The sequence below is a fragment of the Acinetobacter sp. YH01010 genome (genome assembly GCF_013420775.1).
Taxonomy (GTDB): domain Bacteria; phylum Pseudomonadota; class Gammaproteobacteria; order Pseudomonadales; family Moraxellaceae; genus Acinetobacter; species Acinetobacter amyesii.
This window is the reverse complement of record NZ_VOYF01000007.1, coordinates 142337-160428: the sequence shown is the minus strand read 5'-3', so window position 1 is coordinate 160428 and position 18092 is coordinate 142337. Positions and strand designations below refer to the sequence as shown.

Sequence of the window (18092 nt, the reverse complement as noted above, 5' to 3'; positions counted from 1 at the left end):
TTTAATATTTGACCGCATTATTTCTAATTAATGAGAAAAATAGCACACTATAAAGTCAAAATAAAAGCAGAATTTTCAAAATTTACCCATATATTAGAGCGACTTAAATTTAAGTTTGTGATTGTTAACTTTGATTAATAAAACAAACTAAATTACTCGACTTTAGTCGAGTTCTGGTAGGCACTTATCCTGTCCATTCATGAAATGGTGGGTGGCCAATTCAAACATGGCGAGGTCTTCATCGCTATTTCCATAGGCATAAACATGCTCATAGTCTTGAAGGTTAAATTGCTCCAAAACGCGAATTTTCTTTTGCTCACCACTACAGTCTAAGGTTTGATACAAACCAGTCAGTATTTGGTCATTGGCTGCTGTTTCGGTACAAATCAGTTTGACCCCGAGCTTTTCAGCCACAGGTTTAAGATATAAATCGACGGAGGCCGAAACTAAAACGACTTCATGACCGCGTTTTTGGTGTTGCTGTAATTGTTCATACAGTGAAGGATTGAGTTCTGCCATCAAATGTTCAGCATATTGCGCTGCTTGATTTAAAATGTGCTCATGATTGGCTTGGCTAAACATTGCGGCATATAGGCGAGGACGCATTGCATGTGCAGGATATAGCTTGAGATAATAGCCTTGAATCCAAGGAAGAATTTTAATCCCTTGGCGCACGATATGCCTTTTAGGCAGGGAATAGAAGATGAACCCTGTAAAACTGTCTTTATTACACAGGGTTCCGTCAAAATCAAATAAGGCTAAGGTTTTTGATGCGGCGCATGCATGTTTGATAACGTCCATCGACTCGTGTGGCAAACCAATTGGTATTGTAATCACGGCTTAATTTTGGCCCCGAAATTACGACTTCAGGCATCATGGCGTAAAACGGTTCTTTACCAGTCTTTTCTTGGTACAATTTTTTGACCGCTTTATACGTCAAAGTATCTTCAAAGTCCTGATCTTTTTCTTTTTTAAGATCTGAACGAATTTGACGTGGCGTCGCGATCACATTGTTTTCTGCAAAAACGGCAATCAACGCGGTTTCAGACTGGCTTTTTGCAGAACGTGGAGAACCATCTTTATTATAAAGTAAGAGGTCACCATCTAAGCCGAGCTCAGCAGGGGTCAAGTCATTCAACATGCTTTGGAATGCCGCATTACGACTCGAATAACGACCCGAGTTATAATCTGCAAAACGATAAATCGGTTTGTCATATTCAGCCGGATACATCATTAAACGGTGGATGCCATAATACAAACCGCCATATTGGCTATACATGTCTGTGCGTAGTGCGGCAATATTTCCACCTTGGCGTTTGTGGTCTTTGGCATAGCCTATATGGACTTGCATCGAACCCAAAGTAGTAATTGGGTTGAGCTTTTCACCAATATCTTGTCCAACCAGTTTCGCTGCGCCCGTCAAAGCACTCACGTGATAATGTTTAGACATATAGTCAAAAATTTCACGATATAACTCGTCTAGTTCACGTTCAGTTTGTACACGGCGCATTTGGCTCAGATAGTTATCTTCTGGACTCGGTTGATTTTTTAACACATCTTGGAAATAGCCAGCGACTGTACCACCGATGCCATCACCCAATTTATCTTTAAACTTTTCTTCAAGACGATCTTGAACTTCTTTGACGGCTTTTTCACCGAGTCCCGGCACATGCGGGTCGGCAACAAAATTGGACTCTTGATCGACTACAGCAACAATCGTACAAACATTTTCTTTCGTGGTTGGAATACCGAGCTGATCACTAATGTCGTAGATATCATTGGCCCATGACAGACGTTCATTCACGCGAGGTGGAATGGCTTTTTTGATCTGTTCCGCTTCCATAGTGGGTTCATCTTTGCTCCACCATGAACCATTACCACAGGCAGCCAAGCCAATGGATAAAGCCAGTACAGAAAGGGATTTAAAGCATAATGTGGTCGAAAAAGTTTTGTTCATATTTTCCAATAAACTCAGCCATATGGGGGCGACAAAGCAGGTGCAGTATACTATGCAAAATACATAAGTAATGAATAAATATGTATATGTCTCATAGGGGACTGTCAATCTATTTATGGAGATCTACGCGTGTAAAAACAAGCAGTTCTGTCAGGATGATTGGAAAAAGAATGCTTTTTGAGCTAAATAGATGAATATTCCAATATCATTTTCAACAGATTATAAAAAATGCAGGTATATACTAGCTGAAATCCATAAATTTTTTAAGGGGATTATTATGCCAGCTAAATTTTTCAGTCGTTTCTTGGGTTTGATTGCGTTAGTTATGGTATTGGGGGCAATCATTATTAACTTTGTTGTGGCTAAACCGATGGTGGAATATTGGATCTTACTCTTACTACCTTGTTTTGCCGTTCCAATTTTAACCTCAGTGATGATCACGAAGGATGAAAATCTTTAACATCATCGTTCAGTAAATCTATATTTCAATCCAATAGATGATGAATACTCAGTCTGTGCAAAAAGCTCACATCGGGTGGGCTTTTTGTTGATATGTCTAAAGTATTTTATACTGTGCAAATGAGAAATTTAAAACGCCAGCACAAATTAAAGGTATCAAACGTGATTTGGTCAACTGAACAAGATGCCGTGTTGATCGAACATGCAGATTTAGCTATGTCTGAATTAATCCAGCACTTGGGATTTAGTGAAGAAGACATTTTACAAAGAAAAAAAGTATTGGGTTTAAACCGGCGGGCACGTCAAATTCAACGTTTATATTTTAAATAATTGAAATCAAATTCATTGAAAGCTGCGACAGATCTAAAATGTCTGTGAATTTAAAAACCCACAATCTGTGGGCTTTTAAATTTTTGCTCAATTATTTTGCAACAGCTTCAGAAGCAGGAGCCGCTTCAGTTGCATCTTGAGCAACTTCAGTTGTTTGAGCTTCAGATGCAGCAGCTTCAACTTTTTGTTCTTCAGCAGCAAATGTAGTTGCAGCAGCAGCAGAGATAAGTGTAGCGAAAAGTACTTTGTTTAAAGTTTTCATGATTCAATCTTCAGTCTATTTTTTTGGAAAAAACAACTTAATGTATTAATCATGATAAAAGTGTAATTAAAATGAGTTGTTATGTGTCTAGATTGTGAACATTTGCGAAAAACTTATCAAAATAAATCAATAGTTTGAAATCCATTACAAAATAATATGTGTCATTCAAATGTCGTTTAATATTTGAAAGGCTTTAAAAAGAAAAACCCGAATAAATCGGGAAGTGTATTTTACATTGTTATTACAGCGAAACTTACACACTTTTCGCTTAATAACAATTTATCGCACAATTGTGACGCCATGATGAAAGGGAGATTATTCAGCAGGGCATTCAATTTTGAGTTTTTCTTTGTAATAGTCCTGTGCAATCTTTAAATCATTCAACATTTTATCTTGAGTATAGTCTTGGGCTGCGAGTTTGAGCATGGCAGGCATGTAGTTAGTTTTATATTCATGAGGGTAGTCATGACATAAGACTTGTGTTTTTTCCTTGATCGATGTGCTTGGGGCATCTAAAACATCAAGGTATTGACTGATTTGCGCATCTGACTGCTCAAATTGTTGAGTCGCTTGTTCCGTTGTTAAATCAGCGTTTTGACTTTCAGCTGCAGCTACCTCGTCATTCGGTTGTTGGCAGGCAGTCAATATGGTAGCGGAAAATATAAAAGAGAGAATTTTCAATTTTTTCATAAAGTTCAACTCACTGATGTGAATTTATAGATTTAAGTTTTCAATGATTTTAGCAGTATCCCTCTATAGTAACACCTGTACAGGCAGATCTGCTGAAAGTCTGATGTTGAATCGATAGTGTGTTAGCTAGAAGGTATATGCATAACTTTCAACGACTCTTAAGCAAAAGCGTAGAAATTTTTGTTTGGAATTACTAAACTATCGCATTGCAAATTTGCCGTCCAATTCCGAAGCTTCAAATTCCTCAATTCAATCGTTGAGCAATGTTGATGTTCATTGTCATCATTCAATTGCATAATCATTGCCATAAAACGTTTTTTCGTTCAACAGATTTTGCGAACATACATTTGAATTTAGCATTGTTAAAAGTTGCTTCGAAGATTTCGAATGTGGTTCGGGCATCATTTGCTAAATATAGCTAGAGGTTAAAACATTGAGTCAACATCCTGTCATTCAAGAATTATTCGATCGTCCCATCGAGAGAAAACTGTGGGTGGCACCTATGGCAGGGGTTACAGATCGCCCATTTCGTACCCTTTGCAAATACTTTGGCGCAGGTCATGCTGTCAGTGAAATGATGACGGCAGATAAGACCTTACGCATGAGTAAAAAGAGTCTTTATCGTGCCAATTTTGATGGTGAAATAGCGCCTATTTCTGCTCAAATTGCAGGGTCAGATCCAGCTGAACTGGCTGAAGCTGCACGCTATCAAGTGGCAAATGGTGCGCAAATTGTCGACATTAATATGGGGTGTCCAGCGAAGAAAGTCTGTAATAAATTGGCAGGTTCAGCGCTACTCAAAGATGAAGACTTGGTGGCCCGCATTTTAGATGCTGTGGTTGATGCAGTTGATGTACCCGTGACTTTAAAAACCCGTTTGGGCTATCTCAATGGCCATGAAAACATTTTGCGCGTTGCGAAACGTGCCGAAGAAGCTGGCATTGCTGCATTGGCACTTCATGGTCGTACACGTGAAGATATGTATCTGAATACGGCGCGTTATAGCTTAATTAAAGATGTGAAATCGTTGATCAATATTCCTGTGATTGCCAATGGTGATATTGATACACCTGAAAAAGCTAAATATGTATTGGATTATACCGGTGCCGATGCAGTCATGATTGGTCGTGCAGCTCAAGGTCGCCCATGGATATTCCGTGAAATAGGACATTACCTGACGACAGGTGAGCATATGGCTGCGCCAAGTATTATGGAAGTTCGTGACGTATTGCTTGGACATTTATCTGAGTTATATGGTTTTTATGGTGAATATTCAGGTTGTCGAATTTCACGTAAACATATTGCTTGGTATACCAAAGGTTTACGCTCTAGTAATGAGTTCCGCCAAAATATGTATAAAGTTGAATCTACAGCAGATCAATATAAAGTCGTCGAGAACTATTTTAATCACTTACTCGATCATGGTCAGATCATGAGTGATGTTCAAGTTGATCAGGTCAATTTGCTTGAAACCAAGTAACTTAAAGTCAAACGAAATAGATCTGTGCAATGTGATACAAAGTAGGCCGCTGTAAGTTAGTTAGATTGATTTGAAATAAGTACCTAATAAAAAGCCCTCAATGTTGAGGGCTTTTTATTAGGCATTCATGTTTGAATGACCCGTTGAGCGAGGTCTTAGTTAAAGCGCATTTCTAAAACCAATTGATTGATCAAGTCGGGTGCTTCCAATTCACGTATTTGAGAGACATTAGTTCCTGCCCAAAATGCACCATATTCATGTACGCCATGCTTGCTGGCTGCTGCATGTAATTGTTTGCCTAAATCATAGCTATATGGGTAAGCCGGAACGGTTGGGCGAGTCGGCGTATCAATATCTGTGTGCCAGTTATTGATAATGCCACGAGCAGGGCGGCCTGAAATACTTGATGTAATCTGCGTGATGGGTGCATCAAATAATGCTTTGCGATAAGCTTCATTTGCATTTGATGTTTTGCATTGCACAAAAGCAGTGCCCAATTGAACAGCATCTGCACCCAACTCCATAATTTGATAGGCCTGATGTCCATTCATAATGCCGCCAGCAGCAACAATGGGGCATTGAATATGGCGTTTCAAGAGCTGAACCAAATCACGAGTCTTGACGCTGCTATCAAAGTTTTCATTGAAAATGCCGCGGTGACCACCAGCTTCAATACCTTGAGCAATCACGATATCAATGCCTGCAGCTTCGATCAGTTTAGCTTCTGCTAAGTTGGTTGCAGAAACTAGAGTCAAAATACCCGCTTGTTTCAAGGCCTGGATTTGATGTGGATGTGGAATACCAAAATGGAAGCTTACCGCTTTAGGGCGCGTTTCCAGTAAGAGGTTTAGAAAATGGTCATTGTCTTTAAAGCTTGGATAAATACAGTTCAGTGCTTCTGGAGCTTCTGCATTATATTGAGCAAAGCGTGATTTAAATTGCATGATCCATTTGGCAGCAACTTGTTCATCGAGTTCTACTGTATCATGACAAAAGAAATTCACCTGAAAAGGTTGGTCAGTAAGTTCTTGAGTTTGTAAAATTTGCTGACGTGCATTCTCAACACTGCTTGCACCTAAACCCAGTGAACCAAGTCCACCTTGATTTGACACTTCTGCAGCAAGCTCAGGTGTAGAAACACCTGCCATTGGGGCAAGAAATATAGGGTGTTTGATGCCAAGTTTTTCTAATAAAGTCATGTGCATACTCCAATCACTCTAATTACTTTGCCCAAGCGAGTGAAATTAAGCAAATAATATTCGTTATTTCATATCAAAATGGTCTTATGCTTACACGAAAGTTGTACTTGAAATTAAGCGACACCTCGTGTCGTAGTAATGATGTATGACCCGACTTTTGAGGTGGATCCTTTTAAAATAATGCTGTGTTCACTTTAAATTTATAATTCTCCCATGTCTGAACGTATCCGTGAAAAACTGCAAATTTTAGCCGATGCTGCCAAATATGATGTCTCATGTTCTTCGAGTGGTAGTAAGCGCCAAAATAAAGACAAAGGTCTGGGTAATACTGGAAACGGCATTTGCCATAGCTATACCGAAGATGGTCGCTGTGTTTCGTTATTAAAAATTCTATTTTCCAATGTCTGTATTTTTGACTGCGCATATTGTGTGTCCCGTCGAAGTAACGACGTAAAGCGCGCAGCATTTACGGTACAGGAAGTGGTCGATTTGACCATGAATTTTTATCGTCGGAACTATATTGAGGGGCTATTTTTAAGTTCGGGAATTTTTAAATCAGCAGATTACACCATGGAGCGCATGTTGCAAGTGGTGAAAAAGCTGCGTTTAGAAGAAAATTTCAATGGTTATATTCATCTGAAGACCATTCCGGGGGCATCTCAGGAAATCATTACCGAAGCAGGTTTATATGTCGACCGTATGAGTATTAATTTGGAAATGCCGACAGAAGATGGGTTAAAAAAATTTGCACCTGAAAAAAGCCATGTCGAAGTTCAAAAAGACTTAGGTATCGTCCGAGACCGTTTGATTCAATTTAAAGATGAACGAAAAATAATACGTACAGTGCCTAAGTTTGTACCCGCAGGACAAACGACGCAAATGGTGGTGGGCGCACATCAAGAGTCTGACCGTGATGTCATACTGATGGCAGACCGTCATTACAAAGAGTTTAAGCTTAAGCGTGTGTATTACTCAGGTTATATTCCAATTAATGAAGAGGAGCGTGCGCTGCCAGCTGTGGGTTCTGCGCCACCGTTATTACGAGAAAATCGGTTGTATCAAAGTGACTGGTTGATGCGTTTTTATGGGTTTGAAGCGACAGAGTTGGTCGATGAAGAGCATCCAAATTTAGAATTGGATATTGATCCAAAATTAGCGTGGGCACTGCGTCATCCAGAGCAATTTCCCGTGGATATCAGCCGTGCAGAATATCAGATGATCTTGCGAGTGCCGGGTATTGGTGTACGTTCTGCTAAAAAAATTGTTCAAGCACGACGTTTTGGGAAAATCCATATCGACCAATTAAAACGTATGGGTATTTCCTACAACAGAGCACAACATTTTATACGCTGTGAAGATTCTCCCAAATTTATTCGAGATCAACAGCCACATCAAATACGTCAGCAGATCTTGCAAAGTGGTCAGTCGAAATATACTCAGCAGATTTCACATCAATTGAACTTAGGTTTTTAGGATACAGTCGTGAGTATTTATGTCTTTGATGGCACGATGACAGGATTACTAAGCTGCATTTTTCGGGCCTTTCAATTTAAGGAATTTGACGTACAGATTTGCACGGATGGGCAAGTACAGGCGGGTCTTTTCGCCGATGTCATTGATGTAGCAAGTCATGATGAACATGCACAGCGGGTATGGCAGGGTTTAAAACTCAAAGCATCTGATCGTGCGTTGAAACAGTTTTATTATGCATTTTTATCCGAGCAGCAGCAGGCTTTTCAGCATTGCTTTAATTTTGCAGTGTATGTGTTTCAGCAGCAGCGAGATGTATCAAAGAATTATGGTCATGCAGACGTATTGGGTCTGAGTCAATGGGCGAAGCAAGTGGGACGTGAAAAACATCGTATGGAAGCTTTTGTGCGTTTTAAAAAATGTCAGGATGGTTTGTTTATTAGTTTAGTCTCACCTGATTTTAATGTATTGCCTTTGATCGAGCGGCATTTTAAGGCACGCTATCAAGATCAACGTTGGCTAATTTACGATGAAAAACGTAACTATGGCATTTACTATGATCTACAGCAGGTGCATCAAGTGGATATGGATGCCACAACCATAGACGGGCAAATACTGTCAGGTCATAGTCAATCCTTCAATATCGAACTGGATGATGATGAAATTTTATATGATCAGCTTTGGAAAGATTATTTTAGAAGTGTCAATATTGAAGCTCGACGTAATATGAAATTACATGTGCAGTATGTGCCACGTCGTTATTGGCGTTATATGAATGAGAAAGCGATTTAAGTGTGAATCATCTAGTTGTTTTCGGGCATAATGATTGCGCTTTTGATTGTTTAAGTGAGACCTTGATGAAATTATTTCTTGTTACGACCGTTCTGACGGCAATGACGCTCACGGCGTGTTCTGCAAATGAACAAGAAAAGAAAACATTCAATCCGCAAAGTTATCAAGTTGCCGATACTGCTGGATTACAACTACGCTTTGAACAATTAAATCAAACTCTAGCAAAAGATTTTAGCCAACTAAAAAAAGTAGAAAGTATGGCTTTTTCAGATCAATCCGCTTTAGATGTTCAAAACTTAAAAACTTTAAATCAGCATTTTGTTGCCAATACCGCTTTAAAAAGCTCCAAAATTGCCTATTGCGAAGTAATGAATCATTATTTTACCGAAATGTATCATCTTGGACATGTGAACTTGGCCTTGGTGAAAGATGTTAAACTGCCAAATGCCGCAAGCGAAGATTTGAGTCAGGTATTTGCAAATGCTGACCAATTTTATGATTTTATTATCAACCGCTATACCACATACAAACAGGCACAAGAAACCATGCAATATGGTTGTAATCTAAAAGGTGCACTGACAGATTAAAAAAAAGCCCCTCACTTGAGGGGCTTTTTATTTCACAGATATTAGCAGCCTGTTAATTTTTCAGGTTGTGGACGTTCGCCAGGGAAGAAGATTGGACGTAATTTGACGCCGATACCGTTCCCAATGAAGGCAAATACTAACCATAACCAGCCGTGTAAACTACCTGAAGCGATACCGCTGAAATATGCACCAATGTTACAGCCGTATGCTAAACGTGCGCCATAACCCAACATCAAACCACCGATCACAGCTGCTAGCAGTGAGCGTTTTGGGATATTAAAGTTCGGTGCAAATTTGCCTGCTAGGCTCGCTGCGAGTAAGGCACCGAGCATGATGCCGAAATTCATCATCGACGTAATATCAAACCATAATGATTCGGTCAGTGCTTTGGCATTTGCAGGTTGTTGCCAATATGCCCAAGATGCAACATCGATCCCCATGACACTTGCTGATTTTGCGGCCCAAACGGCTAAGGCAGAGGTTACGCCCCAAGGACGGCCTGCAAGTGCGAGTGTGGCAAAGTTCAGTAAAGTTAGGATAATTCCGCCCCAAACTAAAGGCCATGGACCACGTAGAAAACGTTTCCAACCGTGTTGCATGGCTTGCGGCTCGACCTCAAGCTGACCATGGCGTTTCTTTTCAAAGTAAACTGTTGCTGCGGCAATCAATATAAAGAGCACAAAGTTTAATGCCAGTGCAGGGACTACACCAAAGCTTTTGACTAAAGAAATCGGCTCAAAGTGGGGAAGGTCAAACCACCATTGAATATGTGAAGTTGCAATCAGTGAACCTGTACAGAAGAAGATCAGCGTTACAATCATGCGTGCACTACCTGCGCCCACAGTGTACAGGGTGCCTGATGCACAACCGCCGCCAAGTTGCATACCAATACCAAAAATAAAGGCACCGATCATCACGGACATTGAAACAGGATTAACGTTACCTTTGACTGGGTTGCCAAATAATTCACCCGCACCTAAAGCAGGGAAGAAGAGCAGTACAGCCAAAGCCAACATGATCATTTGTGCACGTAAGCCACGACCACGACGCTCTTTAATAAAGACACGCCAACTTGAGGTAAAACCAAAAGATGCGTGATAAAGCGTCATACCCAAAGCACCGCCAATTAAAAATAGCAATGCTTGGTTAACGCCTACAACCAGATAAGCACCAATGGTGCCTAAAATTAATAAAACAAAAGCCACCCAAATCGATATATTGGATCGATTGGCTGGCGCAGCAATAACAGACATGGAGAAAAAAGCTTAAAAAATGTATCTCTATTTTACGGTTTTTATATATTGTAAAAATGAATATTGTTGAAAAATCACACAATCATTACTGTATATAATTGATTTAACATATATGAAAAACTGATAAAGCGAGCGTTAAACTGGATTTACATTAAATAAAGAACCAATCCAGCTAGAAAATAGCATGGCTGCAATGCCCCACAGAGCAACACGTAGACTGCCTTTCAACATAGAAGTGCCTGCTGCATAACTGGCTAAGGCACCGAGGAGTGCTAGGGAAATCACGCCAACGGCCATAACAGTTTTTTCAATATGCATGTCAGCACTGATCAAGATCGCAACCATCGGAAATAGTGCACCAATTGAAAATGCTAAAGCCGATGATAGTGCTGCTTGAACGGGTTTTGCTGCGGTATTGTCATGGATTCCAATTTCATCTCGTGCATGGGCCTCTAGTGCATCATGGGCCGTCAATTGGACTGCAACTTCATGTGCTAGGTTCGGCTCTAACCCACGATTTACATAAATTTGAGTCAGCTCTTTAAGCTCCATATCTGGGTTACGTTGTAATTCTTTATGTTCCATGTGAAGATCTGCTTTTTCGACGTCTTCTTGAGATTTCACAGAGATATATTCACCCGCAGCCATAGATGTTGCACCAGAGATGAGTCCTGCAATACAGGTAATGAGTAAGGTATGGCTAGAAGCACCACTTGCAGCCATGCCCATAATTAAACTGGTGACGGAAATAATGCCATCATTTGCACCGAGTACAGATGCACGTAGCCAACCCGTACGTTCCATAAAATGTTTTTCGGCATGATGTGAGTAAGACATTATTTTCTCTAAGTTTGTTATTTATATGACCTCATAAGATTGACCTGACATCAGTTAAATTTCAAGTTAAAAATAGATTGAAACAGTAAGTTGAATAAAATACAGATGTAAAAAAAAGCACCCGAAGGTGCTTTTTTTTATAAAATGCTTATTGCTGCGCTTTTTCTTTCACGTCAGCTGCACCTTGTTCAACAGCACCTGCAGTTGCAGCAGTCGCGTCTTTAGCTGCTTCTTTTGCATTGTGTGCAGCAGCTTCAGCATTTTCTGCAGCATTGTCAGCTGCTGTCGCAGTTGCAGTTGCAGCATTATCTACAGCAGTAGCTGTCGCAGTTGCCGCTTCTGAAGTTGCATCAGCAATGTCATGGCCTGCTTGGTCAGCAGCGTTTTCTAGGTGTTCACCAGTTGTTGCACCTGTTTCTGGCGCTTTGTCTTTATTACAGCCAACAAGTGCAACAGTTGCAGCCAAACCTAAAGCAACAAGTAATTTATTCATTTTGATCTTTCCTTTTGTTGTTATGCCCGTAGCATGGGCTGAATTTATATTAGCTGAAAAAATATTCGATATTTGATCAAAAATTGTTGATTTAGTGTAATTTTATCCAGCTTATTTTGTAGTTTAAAAGGCTTTATATCTGCTTATAACGTTAAGGATTTTGACTAAATAATTCTTCAATTGAAGTCACAAGTAGATAGATAAATTCACTGTCTTCATGGCGCCATAAATATATTTCTTCCCCCAATTGTGTATCGTCTACCGTACGCATCAATAAATAATCACCATCGCCGTTATGTGCAATAGCAATGCTTTTTTCAGGGAAGTCTTCTATTTCACTGATGGATTGATGTTCTACGGCTAGATGATTCATCGTACGTTTTATTCTTTTCACATCGCTGGTGTCTTGGAAGGGAAAAAGCCACCAAGCTTCGATGTCATCACCATCTTTAAATTCATCCGCACTAGAAAAGCTAATGCCGAATTCGCCACCATTTTCAATTTGCATTCTGGCTTTATATTTTTCTGGAAACTTAAATCCTAATTGTTCTTCAGTTGCAGTAATAAATTTTAAGTCTAATGGAAAGGGCATGATGTTGTTCTTAAATTATTTTGGTGTTTTATGAATAAGCTAGGCGTAAATTTTAGTCAATATTTTTTACACTAGTTATTTTTATCCTAGATGTTTTAGTTATGGACATACGGGCCATAAAAAAGCCTGCAATCAATGCAGGCTTTTTTGGGAAATTAATCTATTAAGATTAAAGACCAGCAGATGCTTTAAGCGCTTCCACTTTGTCAGTTTTTTCCCATGTGAATGCGGTATCAGAACCTTCACGACCGAAGTGACCATACGCAGCAGTTTGTTGGTACATCGGTTGGATCAAGTTCAACATACGAGTAATACCGTATGGACGTAAGTCAAAGTGTTCACGTACAAGTGCAATAATCAAATCTTCAGATACTTTTGCAGTATTGAATGTGTTGATCGAGATAGATGTTGGTTCTGCAACACCAATCGCATAAGACACTTGAATTTCACATTTGTCAGCTAGACCAGCAGCCACAATGTTTTTAGCAACATAACGACCTGCATAAGCAGCAGAACGGTCAACTTTTGATGGATCTTTACCAGAGAACGCACCACCACCGTGACGAGCCATACCACCGTAAGTATCTACAATGATTTTACGGCCTGTTAAACCACAGTCACCTACAGGGCCGCCAATCACGAACATACCTGTTGGGTTGATATGGAATTTAGTGTCTGCATGGAACATTTCAGCAGGAATCACTTTTTTCACAATTTCTTCAATTACCGCTTCTTTCAATTGAGCTTGAGTAATTTTTGGATCGTGCTGAGTTGAAAGTACAACTGCGTCTAAGCGAACTGGCATGCCATTTTCATAAGCAAATGTTACTTGGCTTTTTGCATCAGGACGTAACCAAGCAAGTTTGCCTTGTTTACGTAGTTCAGCTTGTTTTTCCATTAAGCGATGCGCATATGAAATAGGTGCTGGCATAAGCACATCAGTTTCACGGCTTGCATAACCAAACATTAAACCTTGGTCGCCCGCACCTTGATCTTCTGGTTTTTGACGGTCAACACCCTGAGCAATTTCAGGTGATTGCTTACCGATCATGTTGATCACGGCACAAGTTGAACCATCAAAGCCAAGATCTGAATGGTGGTATCCGATACCATTTACGGTATTACGAACAATCGCTTCAAAGTCAACATTTGCAGTTGTTGTGATTTCACCGGCAAGTACAACCGCACCCGTTTTTACAAGCGTTTCACAAGCAACCCGTGCATATGGGTCTTCTTTTAAGATTGCATCCAAAATAGCATCACTGATTTGGTCAGCCATTTTATCCGGATGGCCTTCGCTTACAGATTCCGAGGTAAATACAGCGTACTCGCGCATAAGTCCTATCACAGTTAAATTTAAAGACGCAATATGTTACATCGAGAATGCGTTTAGGACTAGCTCAACATGACCAAATTGGATGAAATTAATTCATTTCAATGACTTTTTAATTGATATATGCATCTAAAAAATTGATATGAGCTATGGATTTCTCAATTTAATTTTTTATGATGAGATAAAACAGAGATATTGGGCTTTGGCACAAGCAACAATGTGATTAGGCGTTCAATTGCCTAAATTGTTTTTTTAAGTGAATCAATTATAAGAATAAATCAAATCCATATCCTGAGATTTATCATTGATGAACGTCATGAATTGTCAGAATATGACTGTAAACGACAATTATTCGTTTAATTTAAAAAATCAAACACAATAAGTACGGGCTTTTGAGACTTGGTATGCAAATTGCCTATTTGTCATTACGTTGAATGGGGGAAACGTAATGAAACAGTCTGGTTTTACACTCATTGAAATTATGATCGTTGTGGCAATCATCGGTATTTTGGCTGCAATTGCTACTGTATCTTACAATGGCTATGTTGCTCGGGCGCAAGTGGCTGAAGTATTAACAATGATTTCACCCTATAAATTAAAACTGATTGAAAATTATTCAGCGGAACAAAGCTGTGTAGATTTGAATACAGCGCTAAATGAAAGTATCAGTACCAAGTATATTGCGAGTAGTGAAATTACTGATGTGGCAGGAACGTGTTCAGTGGTTTTTACGTTTAAATCAACAGATGTCAATTTTGCTCTTCGCTCAAAGCAGATCTATTTTAGTATTCCAGATGGTTTAAATGGTGCTTGGAATTGTCAATCGGATGATATTTCGCAGCGAAATTTACCTGCTACATGTCGTGGTATCTAAAGTGCCGTATGTACGGTCTTGAACATACTGGATAAGTACTGATTTCATAAGGATGAGTACGACGTTTGAGTTACCCAAACCGTAGTGGGTGTATTTTATATGAAATCAAATTTCAAATGGTCATTTATCTGGACAAGCTTTGGCTGCTATTTATATTCACATTTTCCATTCGATGTATTGGACTTTTATCAGTTATAAAGCATTTGCTTTCTTTACAAAACTCTAAATATGCATTGCGCTGTCATTGATTCGCCATATAAAAGCGTCACTGTATACAAAATAAACGACATGCATAGGCTTGAAATTGAGCAATAAGCGCCCAAAATACAGGTGGTGCAGGAATAATTAGCGAAAATTTGCCCCTGAGGCTTTACCCATTCCGCTTTTTTTAAGACAATATGCTCATCTTTGAATTCTTATTCATCTTACTCTTTTAAACCATTTGTTTGGACTCTGACCTATGACAACCCCGCTTAACGAACGTCGTATTGCAAACGCAATTCGTGTATTGGCAATGGATGCTGTGCAAAAAGCAAATTCAGGACATCCAGGTGCTCCAATGGGGATGGCAGATATTGCTGATGTGGTATGGCGTGAATTCCTCAACCACAACCCTGCAAACCCACAATGGGCAAACCGTGACCGTTTCGTATTGTCAAACGGCCATGGCTCTATGTTGCAATATGCGCTATTGCACTTAACAGGTTATGACCTGTCTATTGAAGATTTAAAATCTTTCCGTCAATTGCATTCTAAAACTCCAGGTCACCCAGAATTGGGCTATGCACCGGGTATCGAAACAACTACGGGTCCATTGGGTCAAGGTATTGCAAACGCTGTAGGTTTTGCACTTGCTGAAAAAACTTTAGCGGCTCAATTCAACAAAGAAGACATCACAGTTGTAGATCACAACACTTACTGTTTCTTAGGTGATGGCTGTTTAATGGAAGGTGTTTCTCACGAAGCATGTTCATTGGCTGGTACTTTGGGTCTAGGTAAATTGGTTGTTTACTACGATGACAACGGCATCTCAATTGACGGTGAAGTGGAAGGTTGGTTCTCTGACGACACAGAACAGCGTTTCTTGGCATACGGTTGGCAAGTGCTTAAAGTTGATGGTCATGATGCAGACGCAATCCGCGCAGCAACTGTTGAAGCAAAAGCTGAAACTACCAAACCAACTTTAATTATCTGTAAAACCATTATTGGTTTAGGTTCGCCAAACAAACAAGGTAAAGAAGATTGCCACGGTGCGCCGCTTGGTAATGATGAAATCGCTTTAACTCGTGAAGCTTTGGGCTGGACAGAAGGTCCATTCGAAATTCCTGCTGATGTATATGCAGCTTGGGATGCAAAAGCGAAAGGTACTACTTCTGAATCTGCTTGGAACGACACATTTGCGGCTTATGCTGCTAAATATCCAACAGAAGCGGCTGAACTCAAACGTCGTCTTTCTGGTGAATTACCTGCTGACTTCGCTGTAAAAGCGGATGCTTATATTGCAGAAGTAAATGCAAAAGCTGAAACAATCGCTACTCGTAAAGCGAGCCAAAATGCCATTCAAGCATTTGCACCACAGCTTCCAGAAATTCTAGGTGGTTCTGCTGACCTTGCAGGTTCTAACCTGACTTTATGGAAAGGCGCAGAAGGCGTTGAATCTAACCCAGCGGGTAACTACGTTCATTACGGTGTACGTGAATTCGGTATGACTGCAATTGCGAACGGTGTAGCGCTGCATGGCGGTTTCGTTCCTTATGTAGCAACATTCCTGATGTTCATGGAATATGCGCGTAATGCAGTACGTATGTCTGCATTGATGAAACAGCGTGTAATTCATGTGTATACCCATGACTCAATTGGTCTAGGTGAAGATGGTCCTACACACCAACCTGTAGAGCAAATTGCATCTTTACGCGGAACACCAAACCTAAACACTTGGCGTCCATGTGACACTGTAGAAGCGTCTATTTCTTGGAAATCTGCATTGTTACGTAGCGAAGGCCCTACAGCGTTAATCTTCTCTCGTCAAAACTTGCCATTCCAAACTCGTACAGCAGATCAAATTGCTGACGTTACGAAAGGCGGTTATGTACTTGCAAAAGAAAAAGGCGAATTGAAAGCAATCATCATTGCGACTGGTTCAGAAGTTTCATTGGCAATGGATGCTTACGCACAGCTTGAAGGCGTACGTGTTGTTTCTATGCCATGTGCTGAAGAATTCGTAAAACAAGACGCTGCTTACCGTGAAGCGGTTCTTCCTGCTGCGATCCGTGCGCGTGTTGCTGTTGAAGCTGCGCATGTGGACTACTGGTGGAAATTTGTTGGTCTTGATGGTCGTGTAATCGGTATGACGACTTACGGTGAATCTGCTCCAGCAAAAGACTTGTATCAACACTTTGGTATTACTGCTGATGCTGTTGTTGCTGCTGTGAAAGAAATTACCGCTTAATCTGTAAAGATTAACCGTAATAAAGACGCCCCAGAGAAGGGGCGTTTTTTATTGCAGAGATTAAATTTATTTTAAATTGTGAAATAACGATTTGTAACGAATGAATTAAAGCATTGGTTTAAAATTAATTCATTCATGCAGTATTCAGCCACGGGTGCAATGTTGCCCCAAGTGAGGAAACGATGAGCCTTTATGATCAGATAAATGATGAAATTGTACTGATGGATGCTGGTGAACAGAAATGGATTGGCACAGACTTAGAGCTTGAAGCCATGGTTGCAGTAGAGTTGATGTTGCAAGATTTGCAAGAAGACAAAGTGATTAAGATTCGCCGTAAGAACCATGAAAAGCATACAGGTTTAAAGCAGGTAGATCGGATCTTGGTTGAAAAGCTATAAGCTGAATGGTTAAAAAGTCCGAATCTTCGGGCTTTTTATTTGCCTATCGTATTTATAAAACAGATAAGAAAACGTTCTTTCAAGACTCATCATGTTTAAAAAGAGCGCATAAAATACAGTGTTTTCAACACAAAAAGCTTTATTTCAGTTATAAAAATCCAGTGATCATTTAAAAAAGCCATTGAACGTGCAAATACAAATTAAAAATTTAACTGAAATTTCAAAAAGCCAATGGCAGCCGCTCTGGGAGCTGTATTTAGAATTTTATAAAAGTCAGGTGGCGGATGCAGTGACCGAGCGAACATGGCAAAGGTTACATGCTGCTGAGTGCGAACATATGTATGGCTTTGCAGCCGTAATTGAACATCAAGTGGTTGGGATCGTGCATGTCATAGAACATGAGAGCTGCTGGACATTGCAGCCTTATGCCTATTTGCAAGATTTATATACGCTTGAAGAATATCGCGGGCAGGGTATTGGCAAGGCGCTGATCGCGAAAGTGAAAGAATATTGTGATCAGCGGCAGTGTGACCGTGTGTATTGGCTTACGCATCAGGACAATGAAACTGCGCAAAAGCTGTATGATCAAATCGCGAGAAAAACCGGATTTATCCAATACCGCTGTCATTAACTCAAT

General features: G+C 40.0%; 20 protein-coding genes and 1 pseudogene. 11 read left to right on the top strand and 10 right to left on the bottom strand.

From position 1 onward, the window contains the following. Positions 1 to 162: 162 nt before the first annotated feature. A complete protein-coding gene (locus FTT77_RS08545; RefSeq protein ID WP_180109153.1) occupies positions 163 to 801 on the bottom strand; it encodes an HAD-IB family hydrolase in 639 nt (212 codons plus the stop codon). Next, the gene (locus tag FTT77_RS08540; RefSeq protein WP_180109152.1) at positions 749 to 1957 is read right to left on the bottom strand and encodes a DUF1615 domain-containing protein; all 1209 of its coding nucleotides are present in this window, start codon (positions 1955 to 1957) and stop codon (positions 749 to 751) included. The genes FTT77_RS08545 and FTT77_RS08540 overlap by 53 nt, the downstream gene beginning before the upstream one ends. Positions 1958 to 2234: 277 nt before the next feature. Here FTT77_RS08540 and FTT77_RS08535 point away from each other — a divergent pair, with 277 nt between their 5' ends. Continuing rightward, on the top strand, positions 2235 to 2417 hold the full coding sequence (locus tag FTT77_RS08535; RefSeq protein WP_168377709.1) for a hypothetical protein: 183 nt from the start codon (positions 2235 to 2237) through the stop codon (positions 2415 to 2417). 92 nt (positions 2418 to 2509) lie between these two features. Then, complete coding sequence (locus FTT77_RS08530) at positions 2510 to 2746, top strand: acyl-CoA thioesterase (RefSeq protein ID WP_373686704.1); 237 nt, start codon at positions 2510 to 2512, stop codon at positions 2744 to 2746. A gap of 91 nt (positions 2747 to 2837) precedes the next feature. Here the strand turns inward: FTT77_RS08530 and FTT77_RS08525 are convergent, their stop codons facing one another. Together FTT77_RS08525 and FTT77_RS08520 are read right to left on the bottom strand one after the other, a co-directional pair. Further along, positions 2838 to 3008, bottom strand: a complete 171-nt coding sequence (locus tag FTT77_RS08525) for a hypothetical protein (protein WP_171262568.1) — start codon at positions 3006 to 3008, stop codon at positions 2838 to 2840. 315 nt (positions 3009 to 3323) lie between these two features. After that, positions 3324 to 3698 (bottom strand): hypothetical protein, encoded by a 375-nt coding sequence (locus FTT77_RS08520; protein WP_180109151.1) that lies wholly within the window; start codon positions 3696 to 3698, stop codon positions 3324 to 3326. A gap of 475 nt (positions 3699 to 4173) precedes the next feature. Between FTT77_RS08520 and dusB the strand changes: the two genes are divergently transcribed. After that, entirely contained in the window at positions 4174 to 5178 is a 1005-nt protein-coding gene (gene dusB / locus FTT77_RS08515; RefSeq protein ID WP_373686254.1) for a tRNA dihydrouridine synthase DusB, read from the top strand. A 155-nt stretch (positions 5179 to 5333) separates the two neighbouring features. Here the strand turns inward: dusB and FTT77_RS08510 are convergent, their stop codons facing one another. Further along, positions 5334 to 6377, bottom strand: a complete 1044-nt coding sequence (locus tag FTT77_RS08510) for a nitronate monooxygenase family protein (protein ID WP_180109149.1) — start codon at positions 6375 to 6377, stop codon at positions 5334 to 5336. A 213-nt stretch (positions 6378 to 6590) separates the two neighbouring features. Between FTT77_RS08510 and FTT77_RS08505 the strand changes: the two genes are divergently transcribed. From FTT77_RS08505 to FTT77_RS08495, 3 genes are all read left to right on the top strand, one after another. Further along, a complete protein-coding gene (locus tag FTT77_RS08505) occupies positions 6591 to 7850 on the top strand; it encodes a putative DNA modification/repair radical SAM protein (RefSeq protein ID WP_180007738.1) in 1260 nt (419 codons plus the stop codon). Positions 7851 to 7859: 9 nt separating this feature from the next. Further along, a complete protein-coding gene (locus tag FTT77_RS08500) occupies positions 7860 to 8639 on the top strand; it encodes a TIGR03915 family putative DNA repair protein (protein WP_180007739.1) in 780 nt (259 codons plus the stop codon). Between the two features lie 65 nt (positions 8640 to 8704). After that, entirely contained in the window at positions 8705 to 9226 is a 522-nt protein-coding gene (locus tag FTT77_RS08495) for a hypothetical protein (RefSeq protein WP_180007740.1), read from the top strand. Positions 9227 to 9267: 41 nt separating this feature from the next. Here FTT77_RS08495 and FTT77_RS08490 read toward each other — a convergent pair whose 3' ends face one another. From FTT77_RS08490 to metK, 5 genes are all read right to left on the bottom strand, one after another. Further along, positions 9268 to 10479 carry a YeeE/YedE family protein gene (locus FTT77_RS08490; protein ID WP_180027049.1) on the bottom strand — a complete coding sequence of 404 codons (1212 nt, stop codon included), beginning with the start codon at positions 10477 to 10479 and terminating at the stop codon, positions 9268 to 9270. Between the two features lie 135 nt (positions 10480 to 10614). Then, positions 10615 to 11316 (bottom strand): VIT family protein, encoded by a 702-nt coding sequence (locus FTT77_RS08485; RefSeq protein ID WP_180064238.1) that lies wholly within the window; start codon positions 11314 to 11316, stop codon positions 10615 to 10617. A gap of 148 nt (positions 11317 to 11464) precedes the next feature. Next, positions 11465 to 11809 (bottom strand): hypothetical protein, encoded by a 345-nt coding sequence (locus FTT77_RS08480; protein ID WP_180109148.1) that lies wholly within the window; start codon positions 11807 to 11809, stop codon positions 11465 to 11467. Between the two features lie 151 nt (positions 11810 to 11960). Beyond that, entirely contained in the window at positions 11961 to 12401 is a 441-nt protein-coding gene (locus tag FTT77_RS08475) for an SMI1/KNR4 family protein (protein WP_180109147.1), read from the bottom strand. Between the two features lie 169 nt (positions 12402 to 12570). Beyond that, entirely contained in the window at positions 12571 to 13737 is a 1167-nt protein-coding gene (metK, locus tag FTT77_RS08470; protein ID WP_078188779.1) for a methionine adenosyltransferase, read from the bottom strand. Between the two features lie 445 nt (positions 13738 to 14182). Between metK and FTT77_RS17600 the strand changes: the two are divergent. From FTT77_RS17600 to FTT77_RS08450, 5 genes and pseudogenes are all read left to right on the top strand, one after another. Continuing rightward, a pseudogene (locus FTT77_RS17600) lies at positions 14183 to 14279 on the top strand (prepilin-type N-terminal cleavage/methylation domain-containing protein); the annotation flags it as partial. Between the two features lie 14 nt (positions 14280 to 14293). Continuing rightward, positions 14294 to 14608: a pilin gene (locus FTT77_RS08465; protein WP_257235079.1), complete on the top strand. Its 315-nt coding sequence runs from the start codon at positions 14294 to 14296 to the stop codon at positions 14606 to 14608. A gap of 460 nt (positions 14609 to 15068) precedes the next feature. Then, positions 15069 to 17057 carry a transketolase gene (tkt, locus tag FTT77_RS08460; protein WP_180109146.1) on the top strand — a complete coding sequence of 663 codons (1989 nt, stop codon included), beginning with the start codon at positions 15069 to 15071 and terminating at the stop codon, positions 17055 to 17057. Between the two features lie 182 nt (positions 17058 to 17239). Continuing rightward, positions 17240 to 17455 (top strand): hypothetical protein, encoded by a 216-nt coding sequence (locus tag FTT77_RS08455; protein ID WP_078188774.1) that lies wholly within the window; start codon positions 17240 to 17242, stop codon positions 17453 to 17455. 187 nt (positions 17456 to 17642) lie between these two features. After that, positions 17643 to 18086, top strand: a complete 444-nt coding sequence (locus tag FTT77_RS08450) for an N-acetyltransferase (RefSeq protein ID WP_227591806.1) — start codon at positions 17643 to 17645, stop codon at positions 18084 to 18086. The last annotated feature ends 6 nt before the right edge of the window (positions 18087 to 18092 follow it).